Here is a 22,703-nt window from a genome sequence, read left to right as displayed (position 1 = left end):
AGAGCAAAGGTCAAAGATCAAATCTATCCATAGAAAGTCGGTGGTCATCTACAACAGTTAAAAATATCCTTGTAACTCAAGTCTTAATGTAAGCGATTTCAGAGAGGAGTCGAATTGATGAAAAGGAACAGACATGACCGCGTCGTATTTAGTTTTATTTTATGTGCATTATTGTTGCTCACTACCTTTCTACCTCAACTCACATTTGCTAATTCCAACTCCAAAGCAAGTATTTCTATGCTTGAAAGTTCTGATGTAGCTTCTAAAAACATGAAAGAAAAGGTAGATAAAAAACTGAATGATCAGTTTAGTAAGAATGAAACGGTTACTTTTTTATTAAAACTTAAAGATCAAGTGGATACAAAAGAAGTTGCCATTGAAACAGCTAAAAAAGCTAAAGCTCAAGAACAAACTGCTGCCAAAACCGAATTGATGAAACGCTCTGCTGTCGTTTCTTCCCTTCGCGCTAAAGCTAGCGAAACTCAATACTCGATTAAAACCTATCTGGATCAAGAAAAAAAGAAGGGAAATGTCGAAGAGTTTCAATCCTTCTATATCGTCAATGGCATGGCGGTAACAGGAACCAAAGAAGTGATGGAGAAGCTTGCTACCTTCCCAGAAGTCGAAAAAATAACACCCAACGAAACGGTACAGCTGGCCTCAAATGAAGGCAGTGAAACATCCAACCAACCAATAGTTGATATCCAACCAACAGCTGATACCCAAGCAGGCACCACTTCAATCGAATGGAATATAGCAAAAATCGACGCACCACAAGCCTGGAATATGGGCTTTGATGGTACGGGAACTGTAGTCGCTAGTATCGATACAGGAGTCCAGTGGAATCACCCTACGTTAAAAGAAAAGTATCGAGGTTACAACCCAGCTAATCCAGATCAACCTGACAATACCTTCAACTGGTTTGATGCTGTTAATGGGAAGTCGGCTCCATATGATGACGCTGAACAAGGTACCCACGTCACAGGAATCATGGTAGGTTCTGGACCTAATGGTTCAAATCAAATTGGGGTTGCTCCAGGTGCAAAATGGATCGCCGTGAAAGCCTTTAACAGTCGAGGTGGAACCGGAACCCAAGTCGATCTACTGGAAGCTGGAGAATGGATTCTAGCTCCAAAAGATGCAGAAGGCAACCCACATCCAGAAAAAGCACCTGACTTAGTGAACAACGCCTGGGGTAAACGACTAGCAGAAAACGATGAATGGTACCGTCCAATGGTGCAAAACTGGCGTGCAGCTGAGATTTTCCCTGTGTTCGTTGCTGGAAATGGAGCAGGTTTGACTGAGGGAAACATCTGGAACCCGGCCAACTATCCGGAATCGTTCGCTGTTGGCGTAACGGATAGTAATAATCAGCGTGCTTATTTCTCCCCACGCGGTCCTTCGCCATATGGAGAAATGAAGCCAGACATTTCCGCTCCAGGTGTGGGCGTCCGCTCTGCCTGGTCAGGTAGCGGCTATCAAGCATTGAATGGGACTTCGGCGGGTGCATCACACGTTGCTGGAGTCGTTGCCTTGATGAAGCAGGCGAATCCATCTATTACTGTTGATGAAATTGAACAAATTTTACATGATACGGCAATGCCATTAACTGATTCCACCTATCCAGATTCACCAAACAATGGTTATGGTTATGGTCTAGTAAACGCCTATAACGCTGTCTCCTCCATTGTCAGCGGACTTGGCCGAGTTCAGGGACAAGTGGTTCGTGAAGGTCAAGATACTGAGGATCCAACTTATCAGCATACCGCTCCATCTGAAACATATTCGAATATGACATTACCTCTTACTGTTCAAGTACAAGACACTGTCAGTGTAAGAAGTGTAGAGCTACAATATCGTGCAAGCGAAACTGCCGAATGGCAAACAGCGGCGGCAACTCTTACCGCAGGTGACTATAAGAGCGGAACGTACCAGGCCGTGATTCCGGCTGATGCCGTACAGGTCCCAACCCTTACCTATCATTGGCGCATCACGGACCATGGGGAACACGTGGTTACTTCTGACAATTACGCAGTACCAGTCAAATCTGGAATCAACACCGGTTACCATCAAGATTTTGAATCTCAACCAATTGGTTGGATCTCCTACGGTACCAAAAACACTTGGGAGTGGGGAGTGCCTGCCTTTGACTCTGGACCGGAAAAGGCCGCTTCTGGTGAAAAAGTGTACGGAACCAATTTAGATGGTAACTATAACAATTTTGCCAATATGAGCTTGATGATGCCTCCAATCGTCCTGCCTGAAGGTAACGCCTATCTGCAGTTTAAAGACTGGTATCAAATTGAAAGCGGCTACGATTATGGTTATGTGCTTGTGTCGACAGATAAACAAAACTGGCAACTGCTGTCGAGGTTCACTGGTAACTCTATGACATGGACGGAGCGCCAAATCGATCTATCCGCATATGCTGGTCAACAAATCTATGTCGCCTTTAACGTCACCACAGACGAGATTGGCGAGAGAGCAGGTTGGTATATCGATGATGTCGCCTTAAGTAATACACCACTTACCACAGCCAATGTAGAACTAGAAGATGTACAACAACAAAAAATGTTAGCTAGACAACTGGAAAATGAGCTACAAACCAATAAAAAAGCAGTCAACCCGGATACCATCCAACCAACCAAAATACAAAACGTGATGGCACCTACCGCCACGATCACGCCGACAGCAGTCCAACCCATGTCCCTGCCACTTGGAGCTACAGTAAGTGTGCTCGAATCAGGACGTTCTGTTACCACCAACCCAATTGATGGTAGCTATGTTATTAATTCTCATCCTTCTGGTGAGTTCACCTTACGTGCTGAAACATATGGATATGAATCTGCAGATCAACGAGTGACGATTCCTAAAAATGGTACAGTAGAAGCCAACTTTACCTTAAACCCGATCCCAAAAGGAACGGTTAGCGGAACTGTCACAAACAAGCAAACAGGTGAGCCACTAGCTAACGCAACACTCTCTCTGCTCGAAGACGCGCTCATTCAACCTGTACAAACAGATGAAAACGGACACTTTTCCATCACTGCCTATGAAGGAACCTATACCTTACATGTATCTGGGCCTATCTATCATAGCCAAGATTTAACGATCACTATCCTAGAAAGTGGAAATATCGAACAAAATGTTCCGTTACAACCATTTATCGGCTATCCTGATGAGATCGGCTATGATGATGGGACAGCGGAAAACGCTCGCGCTTTCGGTGCTCCTAATGCAGAAAACAACGTTGCGGCTGTAAAAATGTCTCTACCTAAAGGCAAAAATAGCGCCTTCGTCACCGCTGGTCTCTTCCGCTTTTGGGATGAAAGTTGGCCGGATCCAGGTGGAACAGCCTTTAAGGTTGCCATCTATGATACCAGTGGACCGAATGGTGCTCCTGGTAGAAAATTGGCGGGTCCATTAGATGCGACTGCTCTGCGTAATGGAGAATGGACGGTTGTCGATCTGGTAAACCCAGTTCTAGTAAACGACGACTTCTATATGGTCTATATCCAAGTAGGCGTCGCCCCGAATACACCAGGTCTTGCTATTGATCAAAGCAGTCCAAGCGCGGGTCGTAGCTGGCAAAAGGTGGAAGGGCCATGGGGTAGAACGACTGGAAACTTTATGATTCGGGCACGGGTAAAATATGAAGCGTCGGTTCCAGTGATTACAACGCCTAAAGATGCAGCCCACACCAATCAATCTACTTTCACAGTAGAAGGGAAAGCTTCACCAACTACTCAAGTTCATCTTTTCAATAAAGGCGAAGAAGTTGCTGCCACAACAGCTAGAAAGGATGGTACCTTCTCTGTAGATGTTACCCTTCAAGATGGTGAAAACGAGCTGACAGCTACCTCTTCTACTGATCGAGGTAGTACAGATCCGTCCGAGCCAGTGAAGATCATCCTTGACCAAGCAAAACCAGAACTAACCACCAAACCTGCTGAAGGCTTCAAAACGAATCAGAAAGCGGTTACGGTCGAAGGAAAAGCGACCGATCCATATCTAGCAGAAGTCACTATAAATGGTCAAAATGCGAATCTCACAGAAGATGGCTCCTACTCCCTACGCGTACTACTCAATAATGGAGAAAATAAATTTACTGTCACTGCAAAGGATCGTGCTGGAAACGAAACTAGCAAGGAAGTCACTGTTTACGCCAAGTTTAATCTACCTGCGATCGAAAACTTAAAACCAGCTCAAAATGTGGTGATAAAAACGGGTAAAACGTTGACCGTCGAACTAGATAGTGAGCAAGGAATTAATGGCTTCTTCTTGGTCCGATTACCTTCAACCTTTGCAACCGCAACGACAGCCGCCACTTCTGTTGAAATACCATTAACAGAGCAAGGAAAAGGTCACTATGTTGGTATCTGGAAGGCACCAAAAGAAAAAATCAACGGTGCTGTGATCGAAGTGGTGATGAGAGATGATCATGGAAACGAATCTCGTCAAACAGCCGCTGGTAAAGTGTATGTCAACGTAAAACCTCAGTAAATCATAGATTGATAGAATCATCTTTCACTTACCTTTTAGGTGAAAGGTGAAAGATGATTCTAAAATGAAGTCTTAATGTAAGCAAATTTTAGGGGGGAAATCAAATTGATAAAAAGGAACAGACATTACCGCATTGCATTTAGTTTTATTTTATGTGCATTATTGTTGCTCTCAACCTTTCTAACTCAACTCACCTTTGCTAATTCCAACTCCGAAGAAAGTATTTCTCTTCTTGAAAGTTCGGATGTAGCATCTGAAAACGTGAAAGCAAAGGTAGATAAAAAACTGAATGATCAGTTTAGTGAGAATGATACGGTTACCTTTTTAGTAAAATTAAAAGATCAAGTGGATACAAAAGAAGTTGCCACCGAAACAGCTAAAAAGGCTAAAGCTCAAAAACAAACGGCTGCCAAAACCGAATTGATGAAACGCTCTGCTGTCGTTTCTTCCCTTCGCACTAAAGCTAGCGAAACTCAATACTCGATCAAAACCTATCTGGATCAAGAAAAAAAGAAGGGAAATGTCAAAGAGTTTCAATCCTTCTATATCGTCAATGGCATGGCGGTGACAGGAACCAAAGAAGTGATGGAGAAGCTTGCTGCCTTCCCTGAAGTCGAAAAAATCCAGCCCAACGAAACGGTACAGCTGATCTCAAATGAAAGCAGTAAAACACCCATCCAACCAACAGCTGATACCCAAGCAGACACCACTTCAATCGAATGGAATATTGCAAAAATCGACGTACCACATGTCTGGAATATGGGCATTGATGGTGCGGGAACTGTAGTCGCTAGTATCGATACAGGAGTCCAGTGGAATCACCCTGCTTTAAAAGAAAAGTATCGGGGTTACAACCCAGCCAATCCAAATCAACCTGATAACACTTACAACTGGTATGACGCTATTACGGGAAAATCTGCACCTTTTGATGATCTTGGTCACGGAACTCACACCGTGGGTACGATGGTGGGTTCTGAGCCTAATGGCACGAACCAAATCGGTGTCGCTCCAGGTGCAAAATGGATCGCGGTGAAAGCCTTTACCTCGGCCGGTGGAACCGCCGAAGATCTACTGAAAGCTGGAGAATGGATTCTAGCTCCAAAAGATGCAGAAGGCAACCCACATCCAGAAAAAGCACCTGACGTAGTGAACAACTCCTGGGGCGGTGGAAATGGAATAAATGAATGGTACCGCCTAATGGTGCAAAACTGGCGTGCAGCCGATATTTTCCCTAATTTCTCTGCTGGAAATGTCGGTCCGAATGCTGGAAGCATCTCTATCCCAGCCAACTATCCGGAATCGTTCGCTGTTGGCGCAACTGATAGTGAGAATCGGATTGCTGGTTTCTCCTCACGCGGTCCTTCGCCATATGGAGAAGGGAAGCCAGACATTTCCGCTCCAGGTGTGGCCATCCGATCTTCCGTACCAGGTAGTCTATATCGAGGCATGCAAGGAACTTCGATGGCTGCACCAGCCGTTGCTGGAGTCGTTGCTTTGATGAAGCAGGCGAATGCCTCTCTTACCGTTGATGAAATGGAAGCAATTTTAATGAATTCGGCAATACCATTAACTGACTCCACCTATCCAACTTCACCAAACAATGGTTATGGTCATGGTCTAGTAAACGCCTATAACGCTGTCTCCGCCATTGTCAACGGAATAGGCCGAGTTCAGGGACAAGTGGTTCGTGAAGGTCAAGATACAGAGAATCCAACTTATCAGCATACCGCTCCAACTGAATTATATGCGAATATGACATTACCTCTTACTATTCAAGTACAAGATAATGTCAATGTAAGAAGTGTTGAGCTAAAATATCGTGCAAGCGAATCTGCCGAATGGCAAACTGTAGCTGCAACTCGTACAGCAGGTGACTATAAGAGCGGAACTTACCAAGCCGTGATTCCGGCTGATGCCGTACAGGTCCCAACCCTTACCTATCATTGGCGCATCACGGACTATGCGCAACATGTGGTTACTTCTGACAATTACGCAGTACCAGTCAAATCTGGAATCAGCACCGGGTACCATCAAGATTTTGAATCTCAACCAAGTGGTTGGATCTCCTACGGTACCAACAACAGCTGGGAGTGGGGAGTACCTACCGGTGGACCAGGAATGGCCGCTTCTGGTGAAAAAGTATACGGAACCAAATTAAATGGCAACTATGCCAACTATGCCAATATGAACTTGATGATGCCTCCAATCGACTTGCCTGAAGGTAACGCCTATCTACAGTTTAAAGACTGGTATCGACTTGACAACGCCACAGCGGACGGCTTCGCCGACTATGGTCATGTGCTTGTGTCGACAGACAAACAAAATTGGCAACAGCTGTCCCGCTTCACTGGTAAATCTGACACATGGACGGAGCGCCAGATCGATCTATCCGCATATGCTGGTCAACAAATCTATATCGCCTTTAACGTCACTACAGACGCTGCTTATGGGAGCGCAGGTTGGTATATCGATGATGTCGCCTTAAGCAATACACCACATACCACAGCCAATGTAGAACTAGAAGATGTACAACAACAAAAACTGTTAGCTAAACAACTGGAAAATGAGCCACAAACCAATAAAAAAGCAGTCAACCCGGATACCATCCAACCAACCAAAATACAAAACGTGATGGCACCCGCCGCGACAATCACGCCGACAGCAGTCCAACCCATGTCCCTGCCACTTGGAGCTACAGTGAGCGTGCTCGAATCAGGACGTTCTGTTGCCACCAACCCAGCGGATGGTAGCTATGGTATGACTCATCCTGCTGGTGAGTTCACCTTACGTGCTGAAACATATGGATATGAATCTGCAGATCAACGAGTGACGATTCCTAAAAATGGTACAGTAGAAGCCAACTTTACTATAAACCCGATCCCGAAAGGAACGGTTAGCGGAACTGTCACAAATAAGCAAACAGGTCAGCCGCTAGCTAACGCAACGCTCTCTCTGCTCGAAGACGCGCTCATTCAACCTGTACAAACAGATGAAAACGGACACTTTTCCATCACTGCCTATGAAGGAACCTATTCCTTGCATGTAACCGCGCCTTTCTATCATAGTCAAGATATCACGATCACCATACCAGCAAACGGAAATATCGAACAAAACGTTCCGTTACAACCATTTGTCGGCTATCCTGATGAGATCGGCTATGATGATGGGACAGCAGAAAATCATAATGCTTCGTTTACTGCTGGAGATGGTTGGGCTGTAAAAATGTTTTTACCTGAAGGTAAAAAAAGCGCCTTAGTCACCGCTGGTCTATTCCGCTTCTGGGATGAAAGTTGGCCGGATCCAGGTAGAACAGCCTTTAAGGTTGCCATCTATGATAATGGACCAAATAATACTCCTGGTAAAAAAATTGCGGGTCCATTTGATGCGACTGCTCTGCGTAATGGAGAATGGACGGTTGTCGATCTGGAAAGCGAAGGAGTCGTGGTAACCGACACCTTCTATATGGTCTATATCCAAGTAGGCTCCTACCCGAATACACCAGGACTCGGTGTTGATAAAAGCAGTCCAACCGCTAGTCGCAGCTGGCAACTGGTTGACGGAGTTTTCTCCCCAGACCGTTACGAAAACGTAATGATTCGGGCACGGGTAAAATATGATGCGTCGGCTCCAGTGATCACAACGCCTAAAGATGCAGCCCACACCAATCAATCTACTTTCACAGTAGAAGGGACCGCTTCACCAACTACTCAAGTTCATCTTTTCAATAAAGGCGAAGAAGTAGCTATCACAACAGCTAAAAAGGATGGTACCTTCTCTGTAGATGTTACCCTTCAAGATGGTGAGAACGTGCTGACAGCTTCATCTTCTACTGATCGAGGCAGTACGGATCCGTCCGAGCCAGTGAAGATTACCCTTGACCAAGCAAAACCAGAACTAACCACCAAACCTGCTGATGGCTTAAAGACAAATAAACAAGCAGTTACGATCGAAGGAAAAGCGACCGATCCATATCTAGCAGAAGTCACTATAAATGGTCAAAAAGTGAATGTCACAAAAGATGGCTTCTACTCCCTAGATGTACTGCTCAATAATGGAGAAAATAAATTTACTGTCACTGCAAAGGACCGTGCTGGAAACGAAACTAGCAATGTAGTCACTGTTTACGCCAAGTTTAATCCACCTGCGATCGAAAACTTAAAACCAGCTCAAGATGTGGTGATAAAAAGGGGTACGACGTTGACCGTCGAACTAGATAGTGAGCCAGGAATTAGTGGTTTCTTCTCGTTAAGCGTACCTTCAGCCTTTGCATCCGCAACCGCCGCTTCTGTTGAAATACCATTAACAGAACAAGGAAAAGGTCACTATGTTGGTACCTGGAAGGCACCAAAAGACAGGATCAACGGTGCTGTGATCGAAGTGGCGTTGAGAGATGCTTATGGAAATGAATCTCGTCGAACAGCCGCTGGTAAAGTGTATGTCAAGTAAAACCTATATCCCAATTAGAATTGCAATGGCTGATAAAAAATTTCCGTGACTCAAATAATACTTTAAAAAACAAGACCACTTATCCCTGATAAATGGTCTTGTTTTTTTGTAAAGAATTGAAGAACTTTTCAGTCATTATGGTAAAATGAGAGAGGTGTTTGAATTGTTAAGGGGGATATTTATGGAAACGACAGAGAGATTTATAGACTATGTTAAAAAAATGCAGGCCTACACGGAAGTAATTGGTCTGATGTATTGGGATTTACGTACTGGTGCTCCGAAAAAAGGAGTCAATCAACGTTCCGAAGTGATAGGGACAATGTCATCAGAATTATTTGCAATGCAAACATCTGATGAACTGGCGGGCATGCTTGAAGAACTTGAAAATAATTTAGAATCACTGGATCCAATTACAAAACAAACGTACAAAAAAGTAAAAAAAGAATATGATATGAACAAAAAAATTCCTGCTGATGAATACAAAGCATTTGTAATTTTGACTTCGAAATCTGAATCCGCATGGGAAGAAGCAAAAGACAAATCGGACTTTAAGATGTTCTATCCGTATTTAAAAGAAATCGTAGAAACGACAAAAAGATTCGTTACTTATTGGGGTGTAAAGGATAACAATCCTTACAATACGCTCCTTGATGAATATGAACCAGGAATGACAACTGAAATATTGGATGAAGTATTTGGCGAATTAAGAAACCGAATCGTGCCATTGGCGAAAAAGATTGCAGATTCTCAAAATCAACCAAAAACTAATTTCTTATTCAAGACGTTCCCGAAAGATAAACAAAAGCAATTCAGCTTGGATATTTTAAAGCAGCTAGGTTATGATTTCGAAGCGGGACGCTTGGACGAAACGGTCCATCCTTTTGCTACTGGTTTGAACCGTGGAGATGTCCGCATTACAACAAAATATGATGAGAATGATTTCCGTTCAGCGGTATTTGGAACGATTCATGAATGTGGCCATGCACTATATGAACAAAATATCGCAGAGGAACTCGAAGGTCTCCCATTAGCAAGTGGCACATCTATGGGTATTCATGAATCCCAATCCTTGTTTTACGAGAATTTTGTCGGGCGTAATGAAAAGTTCTGGGAGCATAATTATGAAACACTTCAGTCCTATGCTCCGGAACAGTTTGGTCATATTGCAGTTGAAGATTTCCTGGCAGCAATCAATGAATCAAAATCTTCGCTTATTCGAATTGAAGCGGATGAGTTAACATATCCATTGCATATCATGATTCGTTATGAAATTGAAAAAGGTCTCTTCAATGGAGACATGAAAGTAGAAGATCTGCCTCAAATCTGGAACGATAAATATGAAGAGTATTTGGGGGTTAAACCTTCCAATGATGGAGAAGGAATTTTGCAGGATGTGCACTGGGCCGGAGGGGCCTTCGGTTATTTCCCATCTTACGCACTCGGCTATATGTATGCATCTCAATTAAAAGCAGCGATGTTGAAAGATTTGCCTAACTTCGATGAATTATGTGCTAATGGTGATTTGGAACCAGTGAAAAACTGGCTGACAGATAAAGTACACCGTCACGGCAGTATGAAAAAGCCCTTGGAAATTCTAACAGAAGCTACAGGTGAAGGGTTGAACGCAACATATCTTGCTGAGTATTTGGAGGAAAAGTATTCTCGTTTATATAAATTGAATTCATAATATCGGAGGATTGCTATGGGGGGACGCACATGAAGAGAATTGCAATTATTTCAGATATTCATGGAAATATGCCTGCCCTGGAAGCGGTTTTTGAGGATATTCAACTTCATACGGAATTATCGAGCATGTTGGAAACAGTATCAGTGTTCAACTTGTACGGGTACCATATGATAAGCAAGCGGTATTACAAAAAGCAAAAGATCTCGGGATGCAGAACATAGATGTATATAAAGCAGAGATTATGGATTACATATATATAGGTCAACAAAAAAAGAAGCTCAGGCAACATGAGCTTCTTTTTTTGTTGGCTTTGAAAAGGGAATTATAGAGATAAAGTGGGATAATCAGTTGCAACCAATCCAGACTTTCCACCAATATCATTACTCATTAATAAGAGATGAGAGTTTGACAAGGTGACTTTTTATATTTTTTTTTGTTTTAGAACGAGTATACTAACATAATTTTTAAAATAAATAAATTTCCAATTATTGTAAAGTTGGTTCTTTAGGCATAGGTGCAAATGAAACTTTTATAAAAATATAGTTTTGAAGGAGGAGTAGTTTACCTTAAATAAGAAATTCAAAAATTTGTTAAAGCAGTAGGATAAACTTGAAAATTTAGCCATTTATTTAACTGTAAAATGGAAATTCAAAGGGGATTAAATAGCACAAAAGTCTTGTATGAGGAAAACTCATAAGAACATACAAATTTCCCAATTATGCAAGCAATTAGTCTATATTACTTATTTTATAGGTTTTTTATACATAGAGTAGTGATTGGGAAATAATATCTATACATCAAAACTCAATCCTAGCATGAGGTTATAGAATTTTATTGATCTCGTATTAAATCATGTAATGTATCATTATACCCAACTCCAGATAGGTACTAAATATCAATTCTGAAAACGATGAATTTTAGCGACAAATTATGACAAAAAAACTACTTTCTTTCTTTTATAGTTTGATTAACAACTAGAGCTTCACGATCGACACCACTGATACTGTTTGCCTAAATAATTAGGGAAAGGGGGCCATAGGTGTTTTTGTTTGGTCATTTTTGTGGGAATGTAAAATGCAATCCGCTTTACGAAAGGCAAGAAAGGAAGATTAAAAGGGAGGAAAGAAGATGACGAAGAAAATTAGTTCTAAAAAGTCTTTCAACATTGCTGTTTCTTTACTCATGACCTTGTCTCTAATCGCACCTGGAGTCGCGAGTGCCGAAACAACTAGTAAACTGCACCAGTCGCTTAATAATTCGAACGTGAATACAATCGAAAAAGTGAGCAAACGTTTGCTGTCGGATTTTAAAGAAGATGAGAAAGTTACCTTCTTAATAAAATTCAAAGAAAAAGCGGATACGAAAAAAGTGGTGGAAGAGGCTAGGAAAAGTTCTAAAAAAGCGAAATTATCTTCTAAAAAATCATTAATGGTCCAGCGTTCTGCATTAGTGTCTGAGCTAAAAGCGACTTCCCTTCAAGAGCAGCAAAATGTAAAAGATTATCTTGAACAAGAAGAAGCTAAAGGAAATGTTAAGGATATTAATTCGTATTATATTGTAAATGGGATGGCTGTAACAGCAACGAAAGAAGTTGCAGAAAAGGTAGCATCATTTGCAGAAGTTGAAAAAGTGCTACCGAATGAAATGCGACAACTTTTCACAACAAAAACGAAAGAAGCTGTGGCGCCTGAATCTGAAGTTGCCAATATTGAATGGAATGTTCAACGCGTTAAAGCTCCAGATGTATGGGCGATGGGAATTGATGGAGCAGGAACGGTTGTAGCGAGCATTGATACGGGGGTTCAATGGGATCATCCAGCATTAAAAGAAAAATACCGTGGTTATAATTCTTCAACAGGTCAAACAGATCATGACTTTAACTGGTTTGACGCTACAGCTGGACGAGCTACACCTTATGATGATCATGGTCATGGTACTCACGTGACTGGAACAATGGTAGGTAGTGAAACAAACGGTTCCAACCAGGTTGGAGTAGCTCCTGGTGCTAAATTCATTTCTGTAAAAGCTTTTACTGCAAATGGTGGTACAGATGCGGATTTATTAGAAGCTGCACAATGGATTTTAGCACCAACAGATTCTGAAGGAAATGCACGCGTAGACTTAGCACCAGATGTTGTAAACAACTCGTGGGGCGGTGGTCCAGGTCTTGACGAATGGTATCGTGATGTAGTCAGAAACTGGCGTGCAGCAGAAATTTTCCCTGAATTTTCAGCAGGAAACACAACGCCAACAAATCCAGGTGGTCCGGGTTCTGTTGCATCACCTGCAAACTATCCTGAATCATTTGCAACAGGTGCAACTGATATTAACAACGTAGTAGGTAATTTCTCTTTACGAGGACCTTCTCCTTATGCTGAAATCAAACCAGATATCTCGGCTCCAGGAGTAAATATCCGTTCTTCTGTACCTGGTGGTGGCTATGAAGGCGGCTGGAATGGAACATCAATGGCTGGACCAGCTATATCCGGGGTCGCGGCATTGTTGCGCCAAGTAAACGCTAACTTAACCGTTGAAGAAATGGAACAAATTTTACTTGAAACAGCAATCCCATTAACTGACTCACAATATCCACAAACACCGAATCACGGGTATGGATATGGTTTAGTTAATGCGTATGAAGCGGTGTCTTCAATCATGAACGGTATTGGAAAAATTGGTGGACAAGTTACGAAACAAGGTGAAGATGATGAAGCACCAGTCTTTGAACATAGTTCTCCTATAGAAACGTATGAAGGTATGGATCTAGACTTGGCTGTAACAGTAACAGATAACATCAGCGTTTCATCAGTTGAATTAAGTTATTTGGATGGAAACAATGAATGGCAAACTATGGTGGCTCCACGAATTTCTGGAGACTACAAAGTTGGTGAATACGCTGTTACGGTTCCTGGAACTTCAGTAACAGGGGGATCATTCACTTATAAATGGATCATCAATGATTTCGGAAACAACGTTGTCAATAGTGAAGAATATTTGGTTGAAGTGAAACCGGGTATTACTGTTGGTTACTTCCAAGATTTTGAAACTGCTGCAACAGGCTGGAGTTCATTCGGAAATATGAACAGCTGGGAGTGGGGAGTTCCTACTTCTGGACCAGGAAATGCGGCATCTGGTGAAAAAGTATATGCAACAAATTTAGAAGGTAAGTATGACAGTAACATGAACGCAACACTTGTTCTCCCTCCAGTTGATCTGCCAGAAGGTAATTCGTATCTGCAGTTTAAACACTGGCATAATTTTGAACAATCTTCAACAGGAAGAGCATGGGATTATGGTCATGTTTTTATTTCCACTGACCAACAAGAGTGGACTCAATTACAGAAGTACCAAGGTGATTCGGGTTCATGGATAGATGGTGAAGTAGACTTGTCAGCGTATAGTGGACAACGAGTTTACTTGGCATTCAATGCATTCTCCGATGGCAGTGTTGTGAGAGACGGTTGGTATATCGATGATGTTGCTTTAACCGATATTGCCCAAACTGAGAATGTTTCAAAAGATAATAAAGGCAACATTGGTCTAGACTTAATCAAAGTTGATGATAAAGAAGCAATGAAAGAAGCGATTGATCCAACAAAAATCAGACCTTCAATGCCTGTAAAAGAAGAATTGCCAGTATCTGAGGCACCGATTAATCCGACTTTATTGCCTATTGGTGCACAAGTCAGTGTGCTTGAATCAGGACGTTCAGTATATACAAATCCTGCAGATGGCACATATTCAATGACGCATGTTCCTGGTACATTCAAAATGAAAGCGGAAGCTTATGGATACCACACAAATCAACAGACGGTGACAATCGAAGCTGACGCAACAGCACAAGCGAATTTCACTTTGGATGAAATTGCACAAAACACTGTAAGTGGAACAATTACTGACGAATCGACAGGAGAAGGAATCGAAGGCGCGACACTTCTACTTGTTGAAGATGCCAATATCACTCCTGTTGAAACAGATGCATCAGGAAACTACAGCATCACAGCTTACGAAGGAAATTATACACTCAAGGTAATTGCACGCGGCTACCATAGTAAAGAAACATCCGTTACAATCGGTGCAAACGCACTTGAATTAAGTCTTGCACTTGATCCGTTCTACACATATCCAGGTGGTGAAATTGGTTATGATGATGGAACAGCTGAAAATGCACACGCATTCAATGCAGCGGGTAATGCTTGGGCAGTGAAAATGTCTCTTCCTGAAGGGAAAGAAAATGGCATTGTTACTGATGGCGTATTCCGTTTCTGGGACACTGAGTGGCCAGTACCAGGTGGAACAGCATTTGCAGTGGAAGTTTGGGATGCTACTGGTCCTGATGGAACACCAGGTAAAAAACTCACAGAATCAATTAATGCAACAGCATTACGCAACGGTCAATGGACGGTAGTAGACTTATCTGAACATAACATCGTTGTAAATGGTGACTTCTACATGGTTTACAGACAAACAGTTGCGAATCCAAACTCACCAGGACTTGCTGCTGATGAAGATGGAACAAACGCGGAAAGAAGTTACCAATCTGTTTCAGGTACATGGACAGCTTCCCCTGCAGAGGAAGGAAACTATATGATCCGTGCTCGTGTAAGTTATGAAGTAAGTGCACCTGTCATTACTTCGCCAACTTCTGATTTAGCAACGAATAAGTCAGCTATTACTATTGAAGGCAGTGCATCACCTACAACAACAATTAAACTTAAAAATAATGGTGGAGTTGCAGGTTCTGTAGTAGTAGGAAATGATGGTAAATTTGCCATTCAAACCGAATTGACAGAAGGATTGAATGTATTTACAGCGACTTCATCTCTTGATGGTAAAGTAACGGGCGAATCTGCTCCGGTATCTGTTATCTTGGACACAGTGAAACCAAATCTAACAATCGACAGCCCGAAAAACGGAGATAAAACAAATCGGGAAACGGTTACAGTAGAAGGTAGTGTCGCAGATGCCAACCTTGATTGGGTGAAAGTAAACGGTCAAATTGCAGCAGTTGTAAACGGAAAATATTCAAAACGTATACTTTTGGATACTGGTGCAAATGAAATTACTGTTGTAGCAAGAGATAAAGCAAACAACAGCATGTCGAAAACAGTGACAGTACATGCAAAATATGTTTCACCTGACATTACAAACTTAAAACCAGACCAAGATCTCAATCTTAAAACTGGCAAGACTGTCAAAATCGAATTTGATAGTGAACCTGGATTAAAATCAACTTTTGTAATCCATATGCCACTAACAAATATGGGCGGACAACTTCAAAACGCTACAGAATTGCCAATGACAGAGCAAGCGAACGGCCATTATGTTGGCTATTATACGGTTCCAAAAGGTACAGTAGCTAATGGTGCGGTAATCGAAGTAAAAGCAGTCGATAGCTTCAATAACGAAACACGCCAGACGGCAAAAGGTAAACTATATCTGAACATTAAAGGTAACAGTAATAAGTAGAGTTCTATGAGAAAGATACCAAAGAGAAGATAACCTTCTCTTTGGTGTTTTTTTGTTTGTCTTTGATTTTGGGTATCACTCTTGAATTAAATGCACTCCAAGAATAAAAATGATAAGTCATCACGTCTTAATCATCCTACCTATCAATTAGTCGAATTTGTTAATATGAACAAAAAAAGTATCAATAATTTTCAACATTTTTATCCATACTATCTGTTGAGGTGAATCAATTGTATAAACTTTTGTCGCACAACGATCTAGATGGAGTTGGGTGTGGGATTCTCGCGAAACTTGCTTTTGGCAAGCAGGTGAAGGTCAGATATAATTCGGTATCAAGTCTGGATCGTGAAGTTGGTTGGTTTTTGGAGAATGATGACAAAAACACGCTATTATTCATAACTGACCTGTCTGTAAATAAAGAAAATGAACAAAAGCTGAATGATTTTTATCAAACTACTGGAAATGTCCAACTTATCGATCATCATAAAACATCACTTCACTTCAATGATTATGAGTGGGGACATGTTCTGGTTGAAGATGAACAAGGAAAATTAACTTCTGCAACTTCTTTATTTCATCATTACCTTGTGTCTCAACAATTATTGGAGAACAGGGAAGCCATTTCAGAGTTTGTTGAGCTTGTCAGACAGTATGATACATGGGAATGGGAGAAAAATGAAAACTTTGAAGCGCAACGATTGAATGCGCTCTTTTATTTAATTTCAATAGAAGAATTCGAAGAAAAAATGATTGAACGGCTTAGAATTATCGATCATTTCGATTTTGACGATTTTGAAAAGAAACTACTGGACATGGAAGAAAATAAGATCGAACGCTATATAAGACGCAAGAAAAAAGAAATCGTACAAGCACAGGTTGGAGAGCATTTGGTTGGTATTGTTTATGCAGAATCATATCATTCAGAACTCGGAAATGACTTGGGCAAAGTATATCCACATCTCGATTATATCGTGATTTTAAATATGGGTGGAAAGAGAGTGGGGTTTCGAACAGTTCATGACCATGTTGATGTATCAGAAATAGCGGGAAGATACGGTGGTGGTGGGCACGCCAAAGCATCCGGTAGTTCATTAACTGATTCAGCATACAAGCAGTTTGTGACGGATACGTTTCAGTTGGAACCAATTCGTGAAGATGCACAGCGAAATCGATATAACCTGAAAAAATCATCATTCGGATCTCTTTATAAAAATATTATGGAAGAAACATTCTTTATTCATGCAATCAGTGATCAAGAATGGAAAATTGATCATAATAACCATATATTAGACCAGAAATTTACAAGCTTTGATGAAGTAGAAAATCACTTAAAAAGAAATCATTCGGCATGGTTAGTAAGAGATGACACGTTTGTGGCTTATTTAATACATCATGTAAAAAGCGGTAAGAAAAATGAATAGAAGGAAGTACTATTAATTTCAAGGCTCTCGGGGCATCCTACAAGCGTAGAGAATATCAAGGAGGTTTAATCATTATGGGATTGAGCAAAGAAATCCAGGATTTAAAGGACCATCGTAGCGGTGATCGTAATGTATTGAGTGTTTATTTGAATACAAATCCAGGCGATCCTGACCAATTAAATGGAGCATGGAAAATACATTTGAAAAATGGCTTAAAAGAAATTGATAAGAGTCTAAATGCTTCTGAAAAAGATACTGAGCTTAAGTACTTTAAGGAAACCAAGAAAAAAGTGATGGATGAAATTGAACAAAACAAAGATGATTTGCACAAAGGGGCTGTTATATTTGCCTCGGAAAATCCACCTTTATGGTCCGTTCATTATGTTCAAGTGCCAGTAAAATCAGGTTTCCATTGGGAAGATCGTCCTGTGGTTGAACAATTTGAATATATGTACAAAGCATATCCAGAAGCGGGAATAATTTTGCCGAGTTTCGGTGAAGTCCGTGTTTTGGATACTTCGATGGGATTTGTTAAAGAAGATATGGTATATATTTTCGACCCGAAACTTGAATTTTGGGGTCAGGATAAAGATATGGATCCAACTGGACCTCATAAAATTGGGGGCAGTAAAGTTGATTTTATCGAGTCCCGACTAAAAGAAAATTTGCACAGATTTTATAAAGGGATGGCAGCAAATGTTAAAAAATTGAAGAAAGAGCGAGGCTGGAAAGAAGTCCATGTTATTGGTGAAACGGAATTGGCGATTGCGTTCGCAGAAACCTTAAGTGAAAAACCGAACAGCTGTATCTATAAAAACTTGAATAACAGCAAACCACATATAATCATTAACCAAGTTTTGGAGAAATAAAAGCCATAAAAATTGTATAAAAAGCCTTCCTGATGACTGAACTGAACCAAAAAAGTTAAACATGAAAATTATGCAGATTTAAGGACCTGACTCCGGTATTTCACTGGGCTCAGGTTCTTTAATTTTGCCTTGATACGCTTGTTGTTGTAGTAATCCATAAACTCGTCCAGTTCTCTCTCAAAATGAGCGATGTCTCGAAAGTCTTGCAGATAGAGAAGTTCGGACTTCAAGATGGCAAAGAAACTCTCCATGGCTGCGTTGTCGAGACAGTTTCCCTTACGGGACATGCTCTGGGTGATGCCGTGTGCATCGAGTGTCTTGACGAATTTCGCATGTTGATAATGCCAGCCTTGATCTGAGTGGAGGATGACGTTATCCTCAGGACACAACTTTTCCAAAGCCTGATCTAACATATCACTTACGAGTTCATATACTGGGCGTGCCATGACCTTGAAAGCGATGATTTCCCCATTGCACAGATCCATGATGGGTGACAGGTAGCGTTTCTCTCCAAACAGGTGGAACTCTGTCACGTCCGTGACCCACTTCTGGTTCATTTTATCCGCACGGAAATCACGATTCAGATGATTTGGAGCGATATGACCGACATTCCCTTTGTAAGAACGGTACTTTTTCATACGGACCAGGCACTTCAGTCCCATGTCATTCATGAGACGAAGGATGGTCTTGGGATTATGTTTGAAGCCTCTGTTTTCGAGTTCTATCGTGATACGTCGATACCCGTAACGTCCCTTATGCTCGTGGTAGATCTCCGTGATGGCCTTCTTTACCAGTTCATATTTGTCTGGCGCATTCAACCGCTGTTCCCAGTAGTAATAGACACTCCGTTTGATACTGGCCACTTTAATAAGGTCGGTGACCTGGTAGAGATGCTTCAGTTCAAGGATTACTTGCGTCTTGATTTTATTTGTGACCTTTCCTGTTCTTGAACCAAAGCTTTCAACTTTTTTAGGTACGCGTTTTCCATCTCTAAAAGTTTGACCTTCTCCTTCAACTGATCAATCTCTGTTAACTCTTTCTTATCTTCTGATTTCTTTTTCATAGGAGGACGAACCTTTCTATTGGGAAACAGGGCGTCGTAACCTTCTTTTTCGAAGGCTCTTCTCCAACTTCTAATCATTGCTGGTGAGGTAATGCCATATTCGACCGCAATATCGAGAGAAGAACTTTCTGTATCCGCCATATTGTTTAGTACCTCCAGTTTAAACTCTGCAGAATACGTTGTATAGGATACATCAAAGATGTCAGGACCCCAAACCTTGTAAAGTCCAACCCACTCTCGAAGAATAACTTGTGACACACCAATTTCTTTTGAGAGAGTTGAATATCCCTCGTTGCCATCCAAGTATCGTTTAACTGCTGAAATTTTTTGTTCTTTTGTAAATTTGGCCAAAATAAACACCCCATAAAAGTTAGATTGGTGTCTAACTTTTATGGGGCAGTTCAGACGTTGGGAAGGTTTTTTCACTGCATCTCGAGAACGAATATTAATTTCAATAATATTCCGAAAACATTTCGTGGTCTTAGAAATAGAAACCTAGAGGAAAGAATGTAAATCCCTGATAGTTGTCTCCTTCAGACTGTAGACAAACAATAAAAAGAGTGAATATAACTGTATACTAATGAAAAAGAGCGTATGTAAGAAAATGTTGATTTCCATTGCGGCGGACGCGTTTCGCGGGCACGGCTTCAGTCTCCTCGTCACTACGTTCCTGCGGGGCCTTCAGCTCGTGCTGTTCCCGCTGAAGTCGCCGCCTCCACAATCAACAGACTTTACTTCTGTAAGCGTATATCTTCATATTATTTCATTAGAAAGATGGTCGGCTATTTCTGAAGACTCCTGCGGAAAAACGAAATAAGCTAGACCCCACAGGCTCAGCTGTCGTAGACAGCTGAGCCGAGGAGGCTAGCGTTTCGTCCGCGGAAAGCGAAAGAAATAGCCGACCATAAATTTTTTCGATAGAGTGCAATAGATAAGAATGCGAATTTTTATACTTTTATATTGATTAATATTCTTTTGTCAACAAGCTGAAAGGAGCCAAAACAGTTTATGTTTTGGCTCCTTATTCGTTTGAAAATACTTATTCATTACTTTGGATTCAAGAACGGTACATCGAATTCAAAGATATTTCGCATAACGTTTTTCCAAATAGTTCTGTAGAACAGTCATGACTGAACAAATCGCCCAGTACATAAGAGCTACAAGGATGAGTAGGGTTAATAAATCATATTCCCTTGCCCCAACGCTTCGTGCTTTTTGAAACATTTCTGGCACCGTAATCATTGCTGCCAATGAAGAGGCTTTGATTAAATCCATTAATACATTGGATAGTGGAGGTACGGCGATTCTTACGGATTGTGGGAGAATAATTCTTCTCATGGACTGCCAATACGTAAGTCCAAGAGCTTTGGAAGATTCCCATTGTCCAATATCAACGGAAGATAGTGAAGATCTAAGAATTTCAGCCATGTATGCCGCGCTATTCAAACTGAATCCAATCAGCGCAGCCTGCATCGCAGTAAATTCAACTCCGATGACTGGAAACCCAAAGTATAACAAGAACAGTATGACCAGAATTGGAACGCCTCTCATAAATGAAATGTACAATCTCGCTGGCCATTGTAAGAACGGGAGATTTGATGTTCTTGCCAGAGCAATGAAAAATCCGATAATCAGTCCGACTACCATACTGACAATTGCGATGAGAAGCGTATACCAAATGCCACTAAGAACGTAGGGGAAAGAATCAAGAGCTAATTGAGGATCAAATAGAAGTCCCCATTCAATTTCATTCATCCGTTAATCCCCCTGGCTCAATTAATCAATATTAACTTCTTTGGAAACATCCGCACCATTAAAGAATTTTGCGGAAATTTCACTGATGGTTCCATCTTCAAGCATTTCTTTCAACACTCGATTCACGTTGTCTTCGAGCTCTGAATTTTCTTTGTTGATGACAAGACCAATCTTGGATGGACTGTATTTGATATCCGGATGAATGGTGATGTTCAATTCAGGAAATGCAGCTACAGCAAGTGTTTGAAGATAATAATCATTTAAAATAACGTCTGTTCGCCCAATGGATACGTCACGTAAGTAAACTTCGTTCGGTACATTATCATACGTAACTTCTTCTGCTCCATATTGACGGGCCATTTCCATATAAACTGATGTAGATGCCCCAGCCGCTTTTTTACCTTTTAAATCTTCCAAAGATTTAATGCCTGATAAATCATCCTTGCGAACTACTGCTGTGCCATATGAATATTTAATCGGAGTGGAGAAGATGAAATTTTCAAGTCTGTCTTCGCTGATTTCAATGTCATTGGCGGCTAAATCAACTTGCCCAGTTTTGACACTTGTAAGCATTTCATCAAATCCAAGTTCTTTGAACTCTATATCCAACTCCAAGCGTTTTGCGAGTTCACGTACAACTTCCACTTCAAATCCAGTTAATTCATCCGATTGTTCGTCTCGGTAAGAAGTTGGGAAAAGTGTACCAGAAGTTGCAACAGTTATTGAACCTTCTTCTTGGATTGTATCCCAAGCTGTAGTTGATTTGGCTGATTCTTTTGCATTATCGTTTCCACATGCAGTCAAAAATACCATCGAAGCCAACCCGATATATAGTGATAATCTTTTTTTCTTCATAAAAAGCCTCCTTATAATGTAATCCGCTTAAAAACATACCATTGAAGTATGAATTAGAGCAACCTTTTGATTAAGATTTTCGAATGTAAGAATTCTTAGATTATTATCGATTTATTTCTTATTTAACAGAACCTGTAAATGTGATTAATAGTTCGTTAATGAATAGTCTTATACTTTCAAAAATACATTATATAAAGGAATTTTAATGTTTTTACTTTGAAAGGAGAGAATGAGGCGTGGGAATTAAATTTATCAAGGTTTCGGTCGTTTATTTTACCATTGGCGTAATACTGGGCATGTATATGTCCATGGGGCATGACTATACGCTTAAAGGCGTCCATGTTCACATCAGTTTATTAGGTTGGGTTTCATTTGCACTAGCGGGACTCATTTATTATTTATTTCCAAAAGCGGGAAATCATACGCTTGCCAAAGTACATTTTTGGGCATCTAACATCGGCCTGCTACTAATGATGGTTGGCCTGTCTACACTCTTACTCAGCGGAGCAGAGCAGGCAGTAACATTTATTTCAATAGGTGCTACGCTAGTCGTAATCAGCGTTATCCTGTTTGCTTTCAATGTTTTAATGAACGTCAAGTTTCCAGTAATAACAGTGAAAGAGTAAATGAACAGA

Annotated in this window: 10 protein-coding genes and 1 pseudogene; 8 read left to right on the top strand and 3 right to left on the bottom strand. The window is 41.1% G+C overall.

The window, feature by feature from the left end; all coding sequences use genetic code 11:
• Positions 1 to 117 precede the first annotated feature (117 nt).
• The 7 genes and pseudogenes from HMPREF1210_RS04235 to HMPREF1210_RS04205 all read left to right on the top strand — a co-directional run bounded on the left by HMPREF1210_RS04235 (position 118) and on the right by HMPREF1210_RS04205 (position 18,395).
• Complete coding sequence (locus tag HMPREF1210_RS04235) at positions 118 to 4,503, top strand: S8 family peptidase (protein WP_016427371.1); 4,386 nt, start codon at positions 118 to 120, stop codon at positions 4,501 to 4,503.
• Between the two features lie 108 nt (positions 4,504 to 4,611).
• Entirely contained in the window at positions 4,612 to 8,949 is a 4,338-nt protein-coding gene (locus HMPREF1210_RS04230; RefSeq protein ID WP_036659706.1) for a S8 family peptidase, read from the top strand.
• Positions 8,950 to 9,130: 181 nt separating this feature from the next.
• Positions 9,131 to 10,636 (top strand): carboxypeptidase M32, encoded by a 1,506-nt coding sequence (locus HMPREF1210_RS04225; protein WP_016427369.1) that lies wholly within the window; start codon positions 9,131 to 9,133, stop codon positions 10,634 to 10,636.
• Positions 10,637 to 10,665: 29 nt separating this feature from the next.
• Positions 10,666 to 10,740 (top strand): annotated as a pseudogene (locus HMPREF1210_RS18610) (metallophosphoesterase); the annotation flags it as partial.
• A 1,024-nt stretch (positions 10,741 to 11,764) separates the two neighbouring features.
• Positions 11,765 to 16,105 carry a S8 family peptidase gene (locus HMPREF1210_RS04215; RefSeq protein ID WP_016427367.1) on the top strand — a complete coding sequence of 1,447 codons (4,341 nt, stop codon included), beginning with the start codon at positions 11,765 to 11,767 and terminating at the stop codon, positions 16,103 to 16,105.
• Between the two features lie 230 nt (positions 16,106 to 16,335).
• Complete coding sequence (locus HMPREF1210_RS04210) at positions 16,336 to 17,526, top strand: DHH family phosphoesterase (RefSeq protein ID WP_016427366.1); 1,191 nt, start codon at positions 16,336 to 16,338, stop codon at positions 17,524 to 17,526.
• Positions 17,527 to 17,600: 74 nt separating this feature from the next.
• Complete coding sequence (locus HMPREF1210_RS04205; protein ID WP_016427365.1) at positions 17,601 to 18,395, top strand: VLRF1 family aeRF1-type release factor; 795 nt, start codon at positions 17,601 to 17,603, stop codon at positions 18,393 to 18,395.
• A 68-nt stretch (positions 18,396 to 18,463) separates the two neighbouring features.
• On the opposite strand, the gene HMPREF1210_RS17535 is transcribed toward HMPREF1210_RS04205, so the two are convergent.
• The 3 genes from HMPREF1210_RS17535 to HMPREF1210_RS04185 form a co-directional block, all read right to left on the bottom strand.
• A protein-coding gene (locus HMPREF1210_RS17535) for an IS3 family transposase (RefSeq protein WP_147640285.1) occupies positions 18,464 to 19,809 on the bottom strand; the annotation gives its coding sequence in 2 pieces (ribosomal slippage) (positions 18,464 to 19,335 and positions 19,335 to 19,809; 1,347 coding nt in all).
• 726 nt (positions 19,810 to 20,535) lie between these two features.
• The gene (locus HMPREF1210_RS04190; protein WP_016427363.1) at positions 20,536 to 21,213 is read right to left on the bottom strand and encodes an amino acid ABC transporter permease; all 678 of its coding nucleotides are present in this window, start codon (positions 21,211 to 21,213) and stop codon (positions 20,536 to 20,538) included.
• A gap of 21 nt (positions 21,214 to 21,234) precedes the next feature.
• Entirely contained in the window at positions 21,235 to 22,068 is an 834-nt protein-coding gene (locus HMPREF1210_RS04185) for a transporter substrate-binding domain-containing protein (protein ID WP_016427362.1), read from the bottom strand.
• A 236-nt stretch (positions 22,069 to 22,304) separates the two neighbouring features.
• On the opposite strand from HMPREF1210_RS04185, the gene HMPREF1210_RS04180 reads away from it, so the two are divergent.
• Positions 22,305 to 22,694 carry a hypothetical protein gene (locus HMPREF1210_RS04180; protein WP_016427361.1) on the top strand — a complete coding sequence of 130 codons (390 nt, stop codon included), beginning with the start codon at positions 22,305 to 22,307 and terminating at the stop codon, positions 22,692 to 22,694.
• Positions 22,695 to 22,703 lie beyond the last annotated feature (9 nt).

Origin of the sequence: Paenisporosarcina sp. HGH0030 (assembly GCF_000411295.1) — a bacterium.
GTDB lineage: Bacteria > Bacillota > Bacilli > Bacillales_A > Planococcaceae > Paenisporosarcina.
The sequence above is the reverse complement of the archived record's forward strand: the minus strand, read 5'-3'. Positions and strand labels throughout refer to the sequence as shown.

Coding starts and splice junctions, on each gene's coding strand:
- HMPREF1210_RS04225 (WP_016427369.1), top strand. CDS start 9,131: ATGGAAACGACAGAGAGATTTATAGACTATGTTAAAAAAATGCAGGCC.
- HMPREF1210_RS04190 (WP_016427363.1), bottom strand. CDS start 21,213: ATGAATGAAATTGAATGGGGACTTCTATTTGATCCTCAATTAGCTCTT.
- HMPREF1210_RS04205 (WP_016427365.1), top strand. CDS start 17,601: ATGGGATTGAGCAAAGAAATCCAGGATTTAAAGGACCATCGTAGCGGT.
- HMPREF1210_RS04215 (WP_016427367.1), top strand. CDS start 11,765: ATGACGAAGAAAATTAGTTCTAAAAAGTCTTTCAACATTGCTGTTTCT.
- HMPREF1210_RS04235 (WP_016427371.1), top strand. CDS start 118: ATGAAAAGGAACAGACATGACCGCGTCGTATTTAGTTTTATTTTATGT.
- HMPREF1210_RS04185 (WP_016427362.1), bottom strand. CDS start 22,068: ATGAAGAAAAAAAGATTATCACTATATATCGGGTTGGCTTCGATGGTA.